The sequence below is a fragment of the Thalassospira sp. ER-Se-21-Dark genome (genome assembly GCF_017922435.1).
In the GTDB taxonomy this organism is placed as follows: Bacteria; Pseudomonadota; Alphaproteobacteria; order Rhodospirillales; family Thalassospiraceae; genus Thalassospira.
Window position 1 is genome coordinate 926,006 of record NZ_VDEZ01000002.1, and the last position, 12,987, is coordinate 938,992.

At 54.2% G+C, this 12,987-nt stretch carries 11 protein-coding genes and 3 tRNA genes; 1 reads left to right on the forward strand and 13 read right to left on the reverse strand.

Going from position 1 to position 12,987, the window contains the following annotated elements; all coding sequences use genetic code 11:
* Nucleotides 1-59: 59 nt before the first annotated feature.
* The 8 genes from nuoG to FHI25_RS12035 all read right to left on the reverse strand — a co-directional run bounded on the left by nuoG (nucleotide 60) and on the right by FHI25_RS12035 (nucleotide 7,175).
* Nucleotides 60-2,120, reverse strand: coding sequence for an NADH-quinone oxidoreductase subunit NuoG (nuoG, locus tag FHI25_RS12000; protein ID WP_210518037.1), 2,061 nt, complete (start codon nucleotides 2,118-2,120; stop codon nucleotides 60-62).
* A 27-nt stretch (nucleotides 2,121-2,147) separates the two neighbouring features.
* Nucleotides 2,148-3,428 carry an NADH-quinone oxidoreductase subunit NuoF gene (nuoF, locus tag FHI25_RS12005; protein ID WP_008891226.1) on the reverse strand — a complete coding sequence of 427 codons (1,281 nt, stop codon included), beginning with the start codon at nucleotides 3,426-3,428 and terminating at the stop codon, nucleotides 2,148-2,150.
* A gap of 1 nt (nucleotide 3,429) precedes the next feature.
* On the reverse strand, nucleotides 3,430-4,092 hold the full coding sequence (gene nuoE / locus FHI25_RS12010) for an NADH-quinone oxidoreductase subunit NuoE (RefSeq protein WP_063089383.1): 663 nt from the start codon (nucleotides 4,090-4,092) through the stop codon (nucleotides 3,430-3,432).
* Nucleotides 4,089-5,267 (reverse strand): NADH-quinone oxidoreductase subunit D, encoded by a 1,179-nt coding sequence (locus FHI25_RS12015; RefSeq protein ID WP_064781505.1) that lies wholly within the window; start codon nucleotides 5,265-5,267, stop codon nucleotides 4,089-4,091. The genes nuoE and FHI25_RS12015 overlap by 4 nt, the downstream gene beginning before the upstream one ends.
* Nucleotides 5,267-5,896 (reverse strand): NADH-quinone oxidoreductase subunit C, encoded by a 630-nt coding sequence (locus FHI25_RS12020; protein ID WP_008891229.1) that lies wholly within the window; start codon nucleotides 5,894-5,896, stop codon nucleotides 5,267-5,269. The genes FHI25_RS12015 and FHI25_RS12020 overlap by 1 nt, the downstream gene beginning before the upstream one ends.
* 19 nt (nucleotides 5,897-5,915) lie before the next feature.
* Nucleotides 5,916-6,458, reverse strand: a complete 543-nt coding sequence (locus FHI25_RS12025; protein ID WP_040823994.1) for an NADH-quinone oxidoreductase subunit B — start codon at nucleotides 6,456-6,458, stop codon at nucleotides 5,916-5,918.
* A complete protein-coding gene (locus FHI25_RS12030; protein WP_008891231.1) occupies nucleotides 6,449-6,814 on the reverse strand; it encodes an NADH-quinone oxidoreductase subunit A in 366 nt (121 codons plus the stop codon). The genes FHI25_RS12025 and FHI25_RS12030 overlap by 10 nt, the downstream gene beginning before the upstream one ends.
* 284 nt (nucleotides 6,815-7,098) lie before the next feature.
* A tRNA-Asp gene (locus FHI25_RS12035) sits at nucleotides 7,099-7,175 on the reverse strand.
* Nucleotides 7,176-7,486: 311 nt separating this feature from the next.
* On the opposite strand from FHI25_RS12035, the gene fliG reads away from it, so the two are divergent.
* Nucleotides 7,487-8,506, forward strand: a complete 1,020-nt coding sequence (gene fliG / locus FHI25_RS12040) for a flagellar motor switch protein FliG (RefSeq protein ID WP_008891232.1) — start codon at nucleotides 7,487-7,489, stop codon at nucleotides 8,504-8,506.
* 120 nt (nucleotides 8,507-8,626) lie between these two features.
* Here the strand turns inward: fliG and FHI25_RS12045 are convergent, their stop codons facing one another.
* From FHI25_RS12045 to lon, 5 genes are all read right to left on the reverse strand, one after another.
* The gene (locus FHI25_RS12045; RefSeq protein ID WP_246879048.1) at nucleotides 8,627-9,307 is read right to left on the reverse strand and encodes a hypothetical protein; all 681 of its coding nucleotides are present in this window, start codon (nucleotides 9,305-9,307) and stop codon (nucleotides 8,627-8,629) included.
* Between the two features lie 180 nt (nucleotides 9,308-9,487).
* A tRNA-Val gene (locus FHI25_RS12050) sits at nucleotides 9,488-9,564 on the reverse strand.
* A gap of 272 nt (nucleotides 9,565-9,836) precedes the next feature.
* Nucleotides 9,837-9,913: transfer RNA gene (locus FHI25_RS12055), tRNA-Val, on the reverse strand.
* A gap of 111 nt (nucleotides 9,914-10,024) precedes the next feature.
* Nucleotides 10,025-10,297, reverse strand: coding sequence for an HU family DNA-binding protein (locus tag FHI25_RS12060; RefSeq protein WP_008891813.1), 273 nt, complete (start codon nucleotides 10,295-10,297; stop codon nucleotides 10,025-10,027).
* 263 nt (nucleotides 10,298-10,560) lie between these two features.
* Complete coding sequence (gene lon / locus FHI25_RS12065; RefSeq protein WP_064790436.1) at nucleotides 10,561-12,972, reverse strand: endopeptidase La; 2,412 nt, start codon at nucleotides 12,970-12,972, stop codon at nucleotides 10,561-10,563.
* Nucleotides 12,973-12,987: the final 15 nt, after the last annotated feature.

Sequence of the window (12,987 nt, forward strand, 5' to 3'; positions counted from 1 at the left end):
CCCAAAATTGGGACACCCCCTTGCGGGATGAGCGACGATCAGATCGTCGCTCCCCTTACTCAGGCAACCTTCTCGGCAGCCGCATCCTTGACAAAGGCCTCAGTACATTTGGCCATCGTCACCGAAGCACGGCTGATCGGGTCGGTCATATAGAAATTGCGAACCGGCGATACGAAGCCATCAGACTTCATGTCACCTGACACACCGAAATCGGTCCATTCTGCCTTGGTCGGAACGTTCAGCGACGCAAAGGTCGGGCTGAGTTCCACCATACGCGAGCGAACGGCATCGATATTGTTGTATGGCAGGGTCAGATCCAGCGCACCGGAAAGTGCACGAACAATCGCCCAGTCCTCACGCGCGTCACCAACCGGGAAGATCGCACGCCAGCCCTGCTGAGCGCGGCCCTCGGTGTTGACATAGGTGCCATTCTTTTCGGTGTAAGCAGCCCCTGGCAGGATCACGTCGGCTGCCTGCGCCCCGGCATCACCCATTGCACCCTGGTAAATGACAAATGCCTTTTCCAGTTTGCTCATGTCGACTTCGTCGGCACCCAGAAGATAGACAACCTCGATATCGCCTTTGGCGGCACCATCGAGAATGTCATTGGTTGCCAGACCGCCCTCACCCGGCACGAAGCCGAGATCAAGACCGCCAACACGCGATGCCGCGGTGTGCAGAACGTTAAAGCCGTTCCATTCCCCGGAAACCATGCCGTATTTCTCGGCAATGGCGCGGGTGGCAGCAAGAACCGCATCACCGTCTTCACGGTTAAGCGCGCCCATACCGACAATGATCATCGGCTTTTCAGAAGCCTTGAGAACCTTGGCGAACTCGTTCTTGCCATCCAGGATTTCCTGGAGGGTTTCCGGACCCGCACCAAGATAATCGTTCTTGTAGGTCGGATCCCACTTTTCACCAATGATGCCGACTTTGAAATCGCCAGCGGTCGTGCGCCAGCGTTTGCGCAGACGCGAATTGATGATCGGCGCTTCGGCACGGACATTGGCACCAACGATCAGGCAGGCATCTGCCTCGTCAATACCGGCAATCGTGCTGTTGAAGATATAGGAGGCACGCGGGCCACCGATCTTCGAGCCGTCCTGACGGCAATCAAGGTTCGGCGAACCAAGCTTACCCATCAGGTCTTTCAGCGCGGTCATCGATTCACAATCGACCGTGTCACCCGCAAGGGCGGCAATTTTCTTGCCATCCAGGCCAGAAACCTTTGCCTTGATCGCAGCAAATGCTTCGTCCCAGCTTGCCGGCTGCAGCTTGCCATCCTTGCGAACATACGGACGGTCAAGGCGCTGACGTTTCAGGCCATCAATGGCGTAACGGGTTTTGTCCGAAATCCATTCTTCGTTGATGTCTTCGTTGGTGCGCGGCAGAACACGCATCACTTCGCCGGTACGGGCATCGATACGAATGTTCGAGCCAACAGCGTCCATGACATCGACGCTATCGGTTTTCTTGAGCTCCCACGGACGCGCGGTAAACGCATACGGCTTGGAAGTCAGAGCACCGACCGGGCACAGGTCAACCAGGTTGCCTGAAAGCTCGGAGTTGATGGAGGCTTCGATATACGGTCCGACTTCGGTGTCCTCGCCACGGTAAACAGCACCCATGGTGCCGACACCGGCGACTTCCTCGGAGAAGCGAACGCAACGGGTGCAGTGAATGCAACGGGTCATGATCGTTTTGACGATCGGGCCCAGTTCCTTGTCCTTCACCGCACGTTTTTTCTCGGCGTAACGTGAAGAGTCAAAACCATAGGCCATTGCCTGGTCCTGAAGATCACATTCACCACCCTGGTCACAAATCGGGCAATCCAGCGGATGGTTGATCAGCAGGAATTCCATCACACCGTTGCGTGCCTTTTTCACAAGGTCGGAATCGGTTTTGATCACCATTCCATCTGCCGCAGGCATGGCGCAGGATGCGACCGGTTTCGGCGCACGTTCCATTTCCACCAGACACATACGGCAGTTGCCGGCGATTGACAGGCGTTCGTGATAGCAGAAACGCGGGATTTCCTTACCGGCCTCTTCACAGGCCTGAAGGACTGTCGCCCCGGCTTCTACTTCAACTTCAATACCGTCAACTGTTAGTTTCGGCATGTCTCAATCCCTCTCAACAGGCCTCTCTCAGGCCGCGATCCGTGCGCGATATTCCTTGATCCGACGTTCCATTTCGGGACGGAAGTGACGGATAAGGCCCTGAATCGGCCATGCAGCAGCATCGCCAAGCGCACAAATGGTGTGGCCTTCGACCTGTTTGGTCACATCCCACAACAGATCAATCTCATCGAGCGTGGCTTCGCCGCGAACCATGCGCGTCATCATGCGCATCATCCAGCCGGTACCTTCACGGCACGGCGTGCACTGACCACAGCTTTCATGCTTGTAGAATTCCGACAGACGCGCGATCGCGTAGACAATGTCCGTCGACTTGTCCATGACGATGACAGCAGCGGTCCCAAGACCGGAGCCGACTTCACGCAGGCCATCAAAGTCCATCAGCACGTCATCACAGACGTCTTTTGGCATCAGCGGAACAGATGAACCGCCCGGAATAACCGCAAGAAGGTTATCCCAGCCGCCACGAACGCCGCCGCAATGCTTTTCGATCAGTTCCTTGAGCGGAATGCTCATGGCTTCTTCGACAGTGCACGGCTTTTCGACGTGACCGGAAATGGCAAACAGCTTGGTGCCGTGGTTGTTTTCGCGGCCAAAACCAGCGAACCACGAACCGCCACGACGCAGAATGGTCGGAACAGCAGCAATTGATTCGACGTTGTTGACCGTGGTCGGGCAACCATAAAGGCCTGCGTTCGCCGGGAACGGCGGTTTCAGGCGCGGCTGGCCTTTTTTACCTTCGAGGCTTTCGATCAGGGCGGTTTCTTCGCCACAGATGTAAGCACCGGCACCGAGATGCAGGTAAAGGTCGAAGTCCCAACCAGAACCACAGGCGTTTTTACCGATCAGACCGGCTTCGTATGCCTCGTCAATCGCGCGCTGCAGGTTGGATGCCTCGTGATAGAATTCACCACGGATATAGATATAGGCCGCATGCGCATTCATCGCAAAGCTGGCCAGAAGGCAACCTTCAACCAGAGTGTGCGGATCATTGCGCATGATTTCGCGGTCTTTACAGGTACCGGGTTCACCTTCGTCGGCGTTCACAACCAGGTAGCTCGGACGACCATCAGATTCCTTGGGCATGAAGGACCATTTCAGGCCGGTCGGGAAGCCAGCGCCCCCACGACCACGCATACCGGATGCTTTCATCTCGTCGATGATCCAGTCGCGGCCTTTTTCGATCAATGCCTTGGTACCATCCCAGTTGCCACGGGACTGCGCGCCTTTAAGGCCGAAATCCTGGAAACCATACAGGTTGGTAAAGATACGATCCTTATCCTGCAGCATATCAGGCGTCCCCTTCGCTAGCATCAGCATCCTGCGGGGCTGCGCCGCAGCCACAGAATGCCTTCAGAACCTTCGGACCATCGATCGGCTCGCACCCTTTGCGGCCGCTCTGCGGACCGGCTTTCGGCTTCTCGCCCTTTTTGAGGGCATCGAGGATGGCCTTGGTCGTTTCCGGCGTCAGGTCTTCGTAATAATCGTCGTTGATCTGCATCATCGGTGCGTTGACACACGCCCCAAGGCATTCGACTTCGATCATGGTGAACTGACCGTCTTCGGTGGTTTCACCAACGCCGATGCCGAGTTCCTTTTTGCAGGTATCGACAACGTCGGCAGAACCGCGAAGCCAGCACGGCGTGGTGGTGCAAACCTGGATGAAGTTCTTACCCACCGGGGCAAGGTTATACATCGTATAGAAGGTTGCGACCTCGTAGACGCGAATGGCCGGCATTTCGAGCATGTCGGCAATGTAATCCATTGCGACGGTCGGAACCCAGTTCCCTTCGGTCTGACGCTGTGCCAGATCAAGCAGCGGCATGACCGCGCTCTGCTGGCGGCCTTCCGGATACTTGGCGATGATCTTCTTTGCTTTTTCCTGATTTTCAGGCGTGAAAGCAAAGCTGGTCGGCTGAAGCTCTTTCGGAGCTGGTCTTCTCAAATGGCTCATCGGTCAATCTCACCGAACACGATATCTAGCGACCCGATATTGGCAACGACGTCGGCCAGCATGTGGCCTTTTGACATGAAGTCGATGCCTTGGAGGTGCGGGAACCCCGGGGCGCGGATTTTGCAGCGATACGGACGGTTCGAGCCATCCGAAACAAGATACACACCAAACTCGCCTTTCGGTGCCTCGACCGCGGCATAGCATTCGCCGGCCGGTACGTGGAAACCTTCGGTGAAGAGTTTGAAGTGGTGAATAAGGGCTTCCATCGAACGCTTCATTTCGGCGCGCGACGGCGGTGCCACTTTGTTGTTTTCAACAATGACAGGACCATCTGGCATATTTTTGATGGCCTGCTTGATGATTTTCAGCGACTGCCACATTTCCTCGAAACGGACAAGGAAGCGGTCATAGCAATCGCCGTTCTTGCCGACAGGAATGTCGAAGTCGAATTCTTCGTAAGAGTCATAAGGCTGCGATTTGCGCAGATCCCACGCCAGACCCGATGCACGGATGTTCGGACCGGTGAAGCCCCAATCAAGGGCCTCCTCGGCACTGACGATACCGATATCGACCGTACGCTGTTTGAAGATACGGTTGCCGGTCAGAACACGGTCGAAGTCTTTCATAAAGATTTCGTACTGGTCTGCCCATGCGTCGATATCATCAAGCAAGCCTGCCGGAAGATCGGCAGCAACGCCACCCGGACGGAAGTAGTTGGCGTGAAGACGGGCGCCACAGGCGCGCTCATAGAATTCCATGAGCTTTTCACGTTCTTCAAAGCCCCACAGAAGCGGGGTCATCGCACCAACGTCCAGTGCGAACGCGGTCAGGTTCAGAATGTGGTTCAGAATACGACCGATTTCCGCATAAAGAACACGGATATACTGCGCACGCTTGGGCACTTCGACGCCCATCAGCTTTTCGATGGCCAGGCAATATGCATGTTCCTGGTTCATCGGTGCGACATAGTCGAGACGGTCGAAATACGGAGTTGCCTGAATATAGGTCTTATATTCGATCAGCTTTTCCGTACCACGGTGCAGAAGACCAATATGCGGGTCGGAACGTTCGACGACTTCGCCGTCCATTTCCAGAACCAAACGCAGAACGCCGTGCGCCGCAGGGTGCTGCGGGCCGAAGTTCATGGTCATGTTTTTGATTTTTTGTTCTGACATCAGGCGTTGCCCTCCGCCTTTTCATCACCCGGAAGAACATGCTGGATGCCTTCCCATGGGCTTTCGAAATCGAAATTACGGAAATCCTGAACCAGTTTGACCGGCTCGTAGACAACACGCTTCTGTTCGTCGTCATAACGCACTTCGACATACCCGGTCAGCGGGAAGTCCTTGCGCAGCGGATGACCTTCAAAACCGTAATCGGTCAGAATACGGCGGGGATCCGGATGACCGGCGAAGAAGATACCGTACATGTCCCACGCTTCGCGCTCGAACCAGTCGGCGGCGCTGAACAGCGAAACACAGCTTGGTACCGGGGTGTCTTCGTCAGTACGGACCTTCACACGAATGCGCAGGTTATGCTTGAGAGACAGCAGGTGATAAACGACGTCGAAACGCTCAATGCGTTCCGGGTAGTCTGCACCACAAACATCAATAAGCTGCTTGAACAAGCAGCCGGTATCATCCCGAAGGAAGGTCAGAACTTTAAGGATATCATCGCGCTTGGCGACGATGGTCAGCTCGCCGTAACGAATCTCGCTTTCGAGAATTTCGTTGGCCAGCTGTGACGCCACCAGATCTTTCAGATCTTTCAAAGCAGCGCTGTTATCGCTGAGCAGTTCGCTCATGCAAGCCCCCTATTACGGATCAGCGTGTCAGGACACCGGTACGGCGGATTTTCTTTTGCAGCTGCATCACGCCATAAATCAGCGCTTCGGCTGTCGGCGGGCACCCGGGAACGTATACGTCCACTGGCACAACGCGATCACAACCGCGCACCACCGAATAAGAATAGTGATAGTAACCGCCGCCATTGGCGCACGAGCCCATCGAAATAACCCAGCGCGGCTCTGCCATCTGGTCATAGACCTTACGCAGTGCCGGGGCCATTTTGTTGGTCAGGGTACCAGCAACGATCATCACGTCCGACTGACGCGGGCTTGGGCGGAAAACCAGACCATAACGGTCAAGGTCATAACGCGACGCCGCCGAATGCATCATCTCAACAGCACAGCAGGCCAGACCGAAAGTCATCGGCCACAAGGAACCGGTGCTTGCCCAGCTTGCGAGTTTATCGAGATTGGCAAGGACAAAGCCCTTGTCGTTCATCTCGTCAAACACGCCCTTAAGCATTGCATCCTGATCCGAACCGGGTGCCAGGGGTGCGCCTGAGTTGGTGCTCACTCCCATTCCAAAGCTCCCTTCTTCCATTCGTAGATAAAGCCGACCGTCAAAACAGCCAGGAAGATCACCATCGATACAAAGCCGAATGTTCCGATATCACCGAGGGTTACAGCCCACGGGAACAGGAAGGCGACTTCGAGGTCGAAAATAATGAACAAGATTGCGACCAGATAGAACCGAACGTCGAACTTGATGCGCGCGTCTTCGAACGGCGCAAACCCGCACTCGTATGCGGACAGTTTCTCAACATCCGGTGCCTGCTTGGCAAGAACCAGCGACGCGATGACGATTACCGCCGAAAGACCGACGGCGATCCCGATGAATACCAGGATCGGAAGATATTCCGAAAGAAGCTCTTGCATCTCTCTGACCTCTCAAGAACAGGCCTTTTGACCCGACCAGGTCCCCACCTGGCCAATTACGGCGCACCATAACGTATGCACCGCACAAGTTCCAGTCCCCAAGCACGTTGAACATGCTCTAAGACCGGAAACTTTCTAATCTTTTTACCGTTTACTATCGTCCGATATCGGGCTGGACGTCGAGATGATCAAGACCCAATCGTGCGAAGCAGCATTAGCAACACAAGAAAAGGCGACCGCGGAAAAGACAATTCGCCCTAAAAAAGACAACAGATGATGGATCATGGCGCGAGCGACGAGACTTGAACTCGCGGCCTCCGGCGTGACAGGCCGGCGCTCTAACCAACTGAGCTACGCCCGCAAAATGACCATCAATCGGCGCGCCTTTGTTAGACCACCCCCCAAACCAAGTCAAGCAGCTAGCAACGATTTCAACCCATTCGACAATTGCGCCTGCAAACATCACCCTTTGCGGGGTAATTTGGCCCCGAAATTGTACGGCATTAATCAATTTTGTACATTTAGGGCGCTTTATACCGATGGGGCTTTGCAAAGGGGTGTCGGCTTTTATAGAATTGTTGACAAATAACCCCTATCTTACGGTGCGATAGAGGCAGGTTCGGGCGTCAGGTTCCACCCCGAACAGAGTCATTACGACGGAGAAGACCACCCGTGGGGCGCGTAAAAGAAGAATACAGATCACTGGCCGGACCTGAAAAGGCAGCGATTCTCATGCTTGCTCTTGGGGAAGAGCACGCAACCAAGATGTTCAGCATGATGGATGACGAGGAAATCAAAGAGATTTCCCAAACCATGTCGAGCCTCGGTACGATCAACTCTAATATCGTTGAGCGCCTTTTCGTCGAATTCGCTGACCAGCTTTCTTCAACCGGGTCACTGGTCGGTTCGTTTGATACCACCGAACGCCTGCTTTCCAAGGTACTGCCCGAAGACCGCGTGAACGGCATCATGGAAGAGATCCGCGGCCCTGCGGGTCGTACCATGTGGGACAAGCTGAACAACGTGAACGAAGCGGTTCTGGCGAACTACCTTAAAAACGAATATCCGCAGACCGTCGGTGTGGTTCTGTCCAAACTCAAACCCGCACATTCTGCGTCGGTTCTCTCACTTTTGCCGGAAAACTTCTCGATGGAAGTCATCATGCGTATGTTGCGCATGGAAGCAGTTCAGAAAGAAGTTCTCGATAACATTGAAAAGACGCTGCGCACCGAGTTCATGTCGAACCTTGCGCGCGGTTCGCGTGGTGATAACCACGAACTGATGGCGGATATCTTCAACAGCCTTGACCGCCAAAGTCAGGACAGATTCCTTACTGCGCTTGAAGAACGTAACCGTGATTCGGCCGAGAAGATCAAGGCGCTTATGTTCACCTTCGAAGACCTTGCGCGTCTCGACAACAACGGCGTTCAGACGCTGCTGCGTCAGGTCGAAAAGGACAAGCTTGCCCTGGCCCTGAAAGGGTCGACCGATCAGATGCGCGACCTGTTCTTCAAGAACATGTCCGAGCGCGCCGGCAAGATGATGAAGGAAGATATGGACGCGCTGGGCCCGGTCCGTCTGTCAGACGTCGAAGAGTCGCAGATGATGATCGTCCAGCTGGCCAAGGAACTGGCCGCACAGGGCCAGATCGTCATTTCCGAAGGCGGCGCCGAAGACGAAATGGTCTTCTAGCCCCCACCAAAATACCGCAACTGCACAAACACCAAAGGGACAGCCAATGCTGTCCCTTTTTTCGTTCGTCAGGCGCGATCAGATGGGGGAATATCCCAAGCTAAGCCAAACTACCCTGCCCTAGCCCAGAATGACGTTAGGTACCGGATCAGAGATCGACTGAATTTCCCAGCGCAGGCGGTTCTGACCGTTGATTTCACGGAATTCTGCCGCGTTGTGGCTCCGCACCCCTGCGGTCGTACGAACCTCGATCTTGCCGGTCATCTGGTAGCCCAGTGCAGTCAGGCGGTCCTGATACTGATCCGGGACAAAGCCACCCCGAATTTCAACGGTGTTTCGCTCTGAATTAAAGAACATTTCCAGTATGCGCGATTGCCGACGGACAAAGACGAAGCTTTTTTCGCGCATGATGTTGCCACGCTTTTCATAGACCATGTTAAACACACCGCGCCCGGTATAGGTCAGCTGTCTTACAGCCGAATCGCGCTTGAGATCGGCCAAAACCTTGGCGACCTTTTCCTTTTCACCCTCCGCATCCAGGCTTTTATCCAGAAGGCCTTGGGTAATGTTTGGCTGCACCAGCAAACCGCGGTAGCTCAGTCGGTAATCGCCATTACGCTCCATGGACAGATCAATCGTAAAGGCCTCCGGCAGATAGCAGCTGGCAAGCATTACCGGCAGACACAGAACGATCAGAACCTGTCGGCATATCGACCATGTTTGACGCGCGAAACGCGTTGGCATTGCGACACGGCTGATACGCTCAGGGCCAGACAGATGGCGGGCCGGATTACTGTTCATCTTGAAGGTTCCGATTCTCTTGACCATGGCATCAACAGTGCCTGTCTGCCGACCAAGCGTCAACTTATACAAGCCCCTGTCCGAAGGACGATATGGGGAAGCAAAGCAACTGCTTACAAGGCGTCGGGATACGCAAAATCCGGAAACGAATAAAGGCAGCCTTTAAGGCTGCCTTTATCATGGTGGGTGATGAGAGATTCGAACTCCCGACCCTCTCGGTGTAAACGAGATGCTCTAACCAGCTGAGCTAATCACCCTTTTGCAAACCGCGCTGTTCTGCGGAAGCGGGCGGAACTTACCATGGTTTTCCCAAAAAGCAATGCCAGTTTTGCATAAAAATGTAACTTCTATTTCAGGGCGGATTATCTTTGGCAAATGCTCAACCCAAGCCTGCCAAAATGGCCTGATTTCCCTGTATTTTCAGGCACATGACACAAGCGCCCGGCGGGTCTGAAACGCAAAACTTGGGCTGGATGATTCGCAAGGATCGGAAAAACAAAAAAGGCAGCCTTTAGGGCTGCCTTTATCATGGTGGGTGATGAGAGATTCGAACTCCCGACCCTCTCGGTGTAAACGAGATGCTCTAACCAGCTGAGCTAATCACCCGTCTTCTTGGGGTCCATGGCCCCGAAGCGGAGCGGAACATAGCATGGATTTTCCAAAAAGCAATGCCGGTGACGCAAGTCACCGGCATTTTTTAGCTGAACATCGTCAAACTTAGTTGACGGCGTCCTTAAGGCCTTTACCAGCCTTGAACTTCGGCTGTTTCGATGCCGGGATGTCGATTTCTTCACCGGTGCGCGGGTTGCGACCTTTTGAAGCAGCGCGAGCAGCGACAGCGAAGGTACCGAAACCAACCAGACGAACTTCGTCGCCGGATTTCAGAGAATCGGTGATGGAATCGAAAACAGCATCAACCGCTTTTGCAGCGTCAGCTTTGGACAGATCAGCTTTAGCAGCTACACTTCCAACGAGATCGTTTTTATTCACTTCCTGGCCCCCTTGTTTGGACGTTCGGAGTTATGAGGAAATTTGGTTTGCCCCAAACCTGTTGCATGGGCAGTGTAAGCAGGTCGCCAACAGCTCGTCAATGCGAGAGACGCAGTTTTCTGCGGTTTTTGACGTTTTTTTCGATTTTTTGCGCTTTACACCAATCCCGACATGTTCCTGTGCCGATTCTTGGGCAAAGTTATCCACAGAAAAAGGGGGCCGACAGTGTCGGCCCCCTTGTTTTCTGCGCGTTCTGACGATCCTTAGTGAGTCGTCACACCGCCGATTTCCGATTCTTCGCCGTCCTTGGATTTGACAGCAACGTCATCAACCTCTTCTTCCCACTCGATCGGGACAAGCGGATTGACCAAGGCGTGGCTCAGAACTTCGTCAACATGCGACACCGGAATGATTTCCATGCCGCGTTTGACATTGTCCGGAATCTCTTCGAGATCCTTTTCGTTTTCCTGCGGGATCAGAACGGTTTTCACCCCGCCGCGCAACGCAGCCAAGAGCTTTTCTTTCAAACCGCCAATCGCAAGCACACGGCCACGCAGCGTAACTTCGCCGGTCATCGCAACGTCCTTGCGCACAGGGTTGCCGGTCAGAACCGAAACAACCGAGGTCACCATGCCAACGCCGGCCGACGGGCCGTCTTTGGGGGTGGCACCTTCTGGCACGTGAACGTGGATGTCACGTTTCTGGAACAAGGTTGGCTTGATTCCGAAATCAACCGCACGCGAACGGACAAACGAGGTCGCCGCCTGAATCGATTCCGTCATGACTTCACCGAGTTTACCGGTGGTTTTCATGTTGCCCTTGCCCGGCACGGTAACAGATTCGATCTGAAGCAAATCACCACCGAACTCGGTATAGGCAAGACCGGTAACAACACCGACCTGATCTTCACCCTCGGTCTCGCCGAAGCGGAACTTGCGGATACCGGCATATTTGCCAAGTGTGCGCGGGGTGACACGAACCGTTTTCAGGTTTTCAAGCATGATACGCTTGGTCGCCTTACGGGCCAGCTTGGCCAGTTCGCGTTCAAGGTTACGCACACCGGCTTCGCGGGTGTAATACCGGATCAGATCACGAAGTGCCTCGTCCGAGATGCTCCATTCCCCTTTCTTCAGGCCATTATCCTTGACCTGCTTGGGAATGAGGTGACGTTTGGCAATCTCGACTTTCTCGTCTTCGGTGTAACCGGAAATCCGGATGATTTCCATACGGTCAAGCAGCGGCTGCTGCATGCGAAGCGAGTTGGCCGTGGTGACAAACATCACATCCGAAAGATCGTAATCGACTTCGAGATAGTGATCGTTAAAGGTCGAGTTCTGTTCCGGATCCAATACCTCAAGCAGGGCCGAGGCCGGATCACCGCGGAAGTCCGAACCCATCTTTTCAATCTCGTCGAGAAGGAAGAGCGGGTTGGAATATTTCGCCTTTTTCATGCCCTGGACAATCTTGCCCGGCATGGACCCGATATAGGTCCGGCGGTGACCACGGATTTCGGATTCATCACGAACCCCACCGAGTGACATACGTACAAAGCTGCGCCCGGTCGCATTGGCCATGGACTTGCCAAGTGAGGTTTTACCAACACCGGGAGGACCAACAAGGCAAAGGATCGGACCTTTGACCTTTTTGGTACGCGCCTGAACCGCAAGATATTCAAGGATGCGTTCCTTGACCTTTTCCAGACCGTAATGCTCCTTGTCGAGCACCTTCTTGGCCTTTTTCAGGTCATGGGAAACACGCGAACGCTTGTTCCACGGAATGGACACCATCCAGTCAAGATAGTTGCGCACCACGGTGGCTTCTGCCGACATCGGGCTCATATTGCGCAGTTTCTTGAGTTCTGCCTGTGCCTTTTCCTTGGCTTCCTTGGGCATTTTGGCCTTGTTCAGCTTCTCTTCGATTTCAGAAGCTTCATCCTTGCCATCTTCGCCCTCGCCCAGTTCCTTCTGAATGGCTTTGAGCTGTTCATTCAGATAGTACTCGCGCTGGGTTTTCTCCATCTGGCGTTTGACGCGGTTGCGAATTTTCTTTTCAACCTGCAACACGCCGATTTCGGATTCCATGAAGCCGAAAATACGTTCCAGACGATCGCCAACCAGCTTGGTTTCCAGCAATTCCTGCTTTTCAGAAATCTTCAGCGACAGGTGGGATGCCACCGTATCGGCAAGCTTGGCCGGTTCTTCGATCTGATTGACCGAAACCAGAACTTCAGGCGGAATTTTCTTATTCAGTTTGATGTACTGTTCGAACTGGGTGACGACAGAACGGGCCAGCGCTTCGAGTTCGCTGTCATCCTCGTCACTGTCTTCACGCACCGAACCATAGGCCTGGAAGAATTCCGGATTATCAACGTAGCCGGTAATTTCGGCACGTTTCCCGCCTTCAACCAATACCTTGACGGTTCCGTCCGGCAGCTTGAGAAGCTGCAAGACAGTTGCGACAGTACCAATTTCATAGAGATCTTCGACAGCCGGGTCATCAAGACCGGCGTCTTTCTGGGTGACAAGCAGGATCTGCTTGTCTTCGCGCATCACATCTTCGAGTGCACGCACCGATTTTTCACGTCCGACAAACAGCGGAACAATCATGTGCGGGAACACGACAATGTCACGCAACGGCAGCACCGGGTATATTTCGCCACGCGCCAATTCGACCATTATGTTCTTTCCCTA

Excerpts from the sequence above, each read along its gene's own strand:
- nuoG (WP_210518037.1), bottom strand. The coding sequence starts at position 2,120 with ATGCCGAAACTAACAGTTGACGGTATTGAAGTTGAAGTAGAAGCCGGG.
- nuoF (WP_008891226.1), bottom strand. The coding sequence starts at position 3,428 with ATGCTGCAGGATAAGGATCGTATCTTTACCAACCTGTATGGTTTCCAG.
- nuoE (WP_063089383.1), bottom strand. The coding sequence starts at position 4,092 with ATGAGCCATTTGAGAAGACCAGCTCCGAAAGAGCTTCAGCCGACCAGC.
- FHI25_RS12015 (WP_064781505.1), bottom strand. The coding sequence starts at position 5,267 with ATGTCAGAACAAAAAATCAAAAACATGACCATGAACTTCGGCCCGCAG.
- FHI25_RS12020 (WP_008891229.1), bottom strand. The coding sequence starts at position 5,896 with ATGAGCGAACTGCTCAGCGATAACAGCGCTGCTTTGAAAGATCTGAAA.
- FHI25_RS12025 (WP_040823994.1), bottom strand. The coding sequence starts at position 6,458 with ATGGGAGTGAGCACCAACTCAGGCGCACCCCTGGCACCCGGTTCGGAT.
- FHI25_RS12030 (WP_008891231.1), bottom strand. The coding sequence starts at position 6,814 with ATGCAAGAGCTTCTTTCGGAATATCTTCCGATCCTGGTATTCATCGGG.
- FHI25_RS12045 (WP_246879048.1), bottom strand. The coding sequence starts at position 9,307 with ATGAACAGTAATCCGGCCCGCCATCTGTCTGGCCCTGAGCGTATCAGC.
- lon (WP_064790436.1), bottom strand. The coding sequence starts at position 12,972 with ATGGTCGAATTGGCGCGTGGCGAAATATACCCGGTGCTGCCGTTGCGT.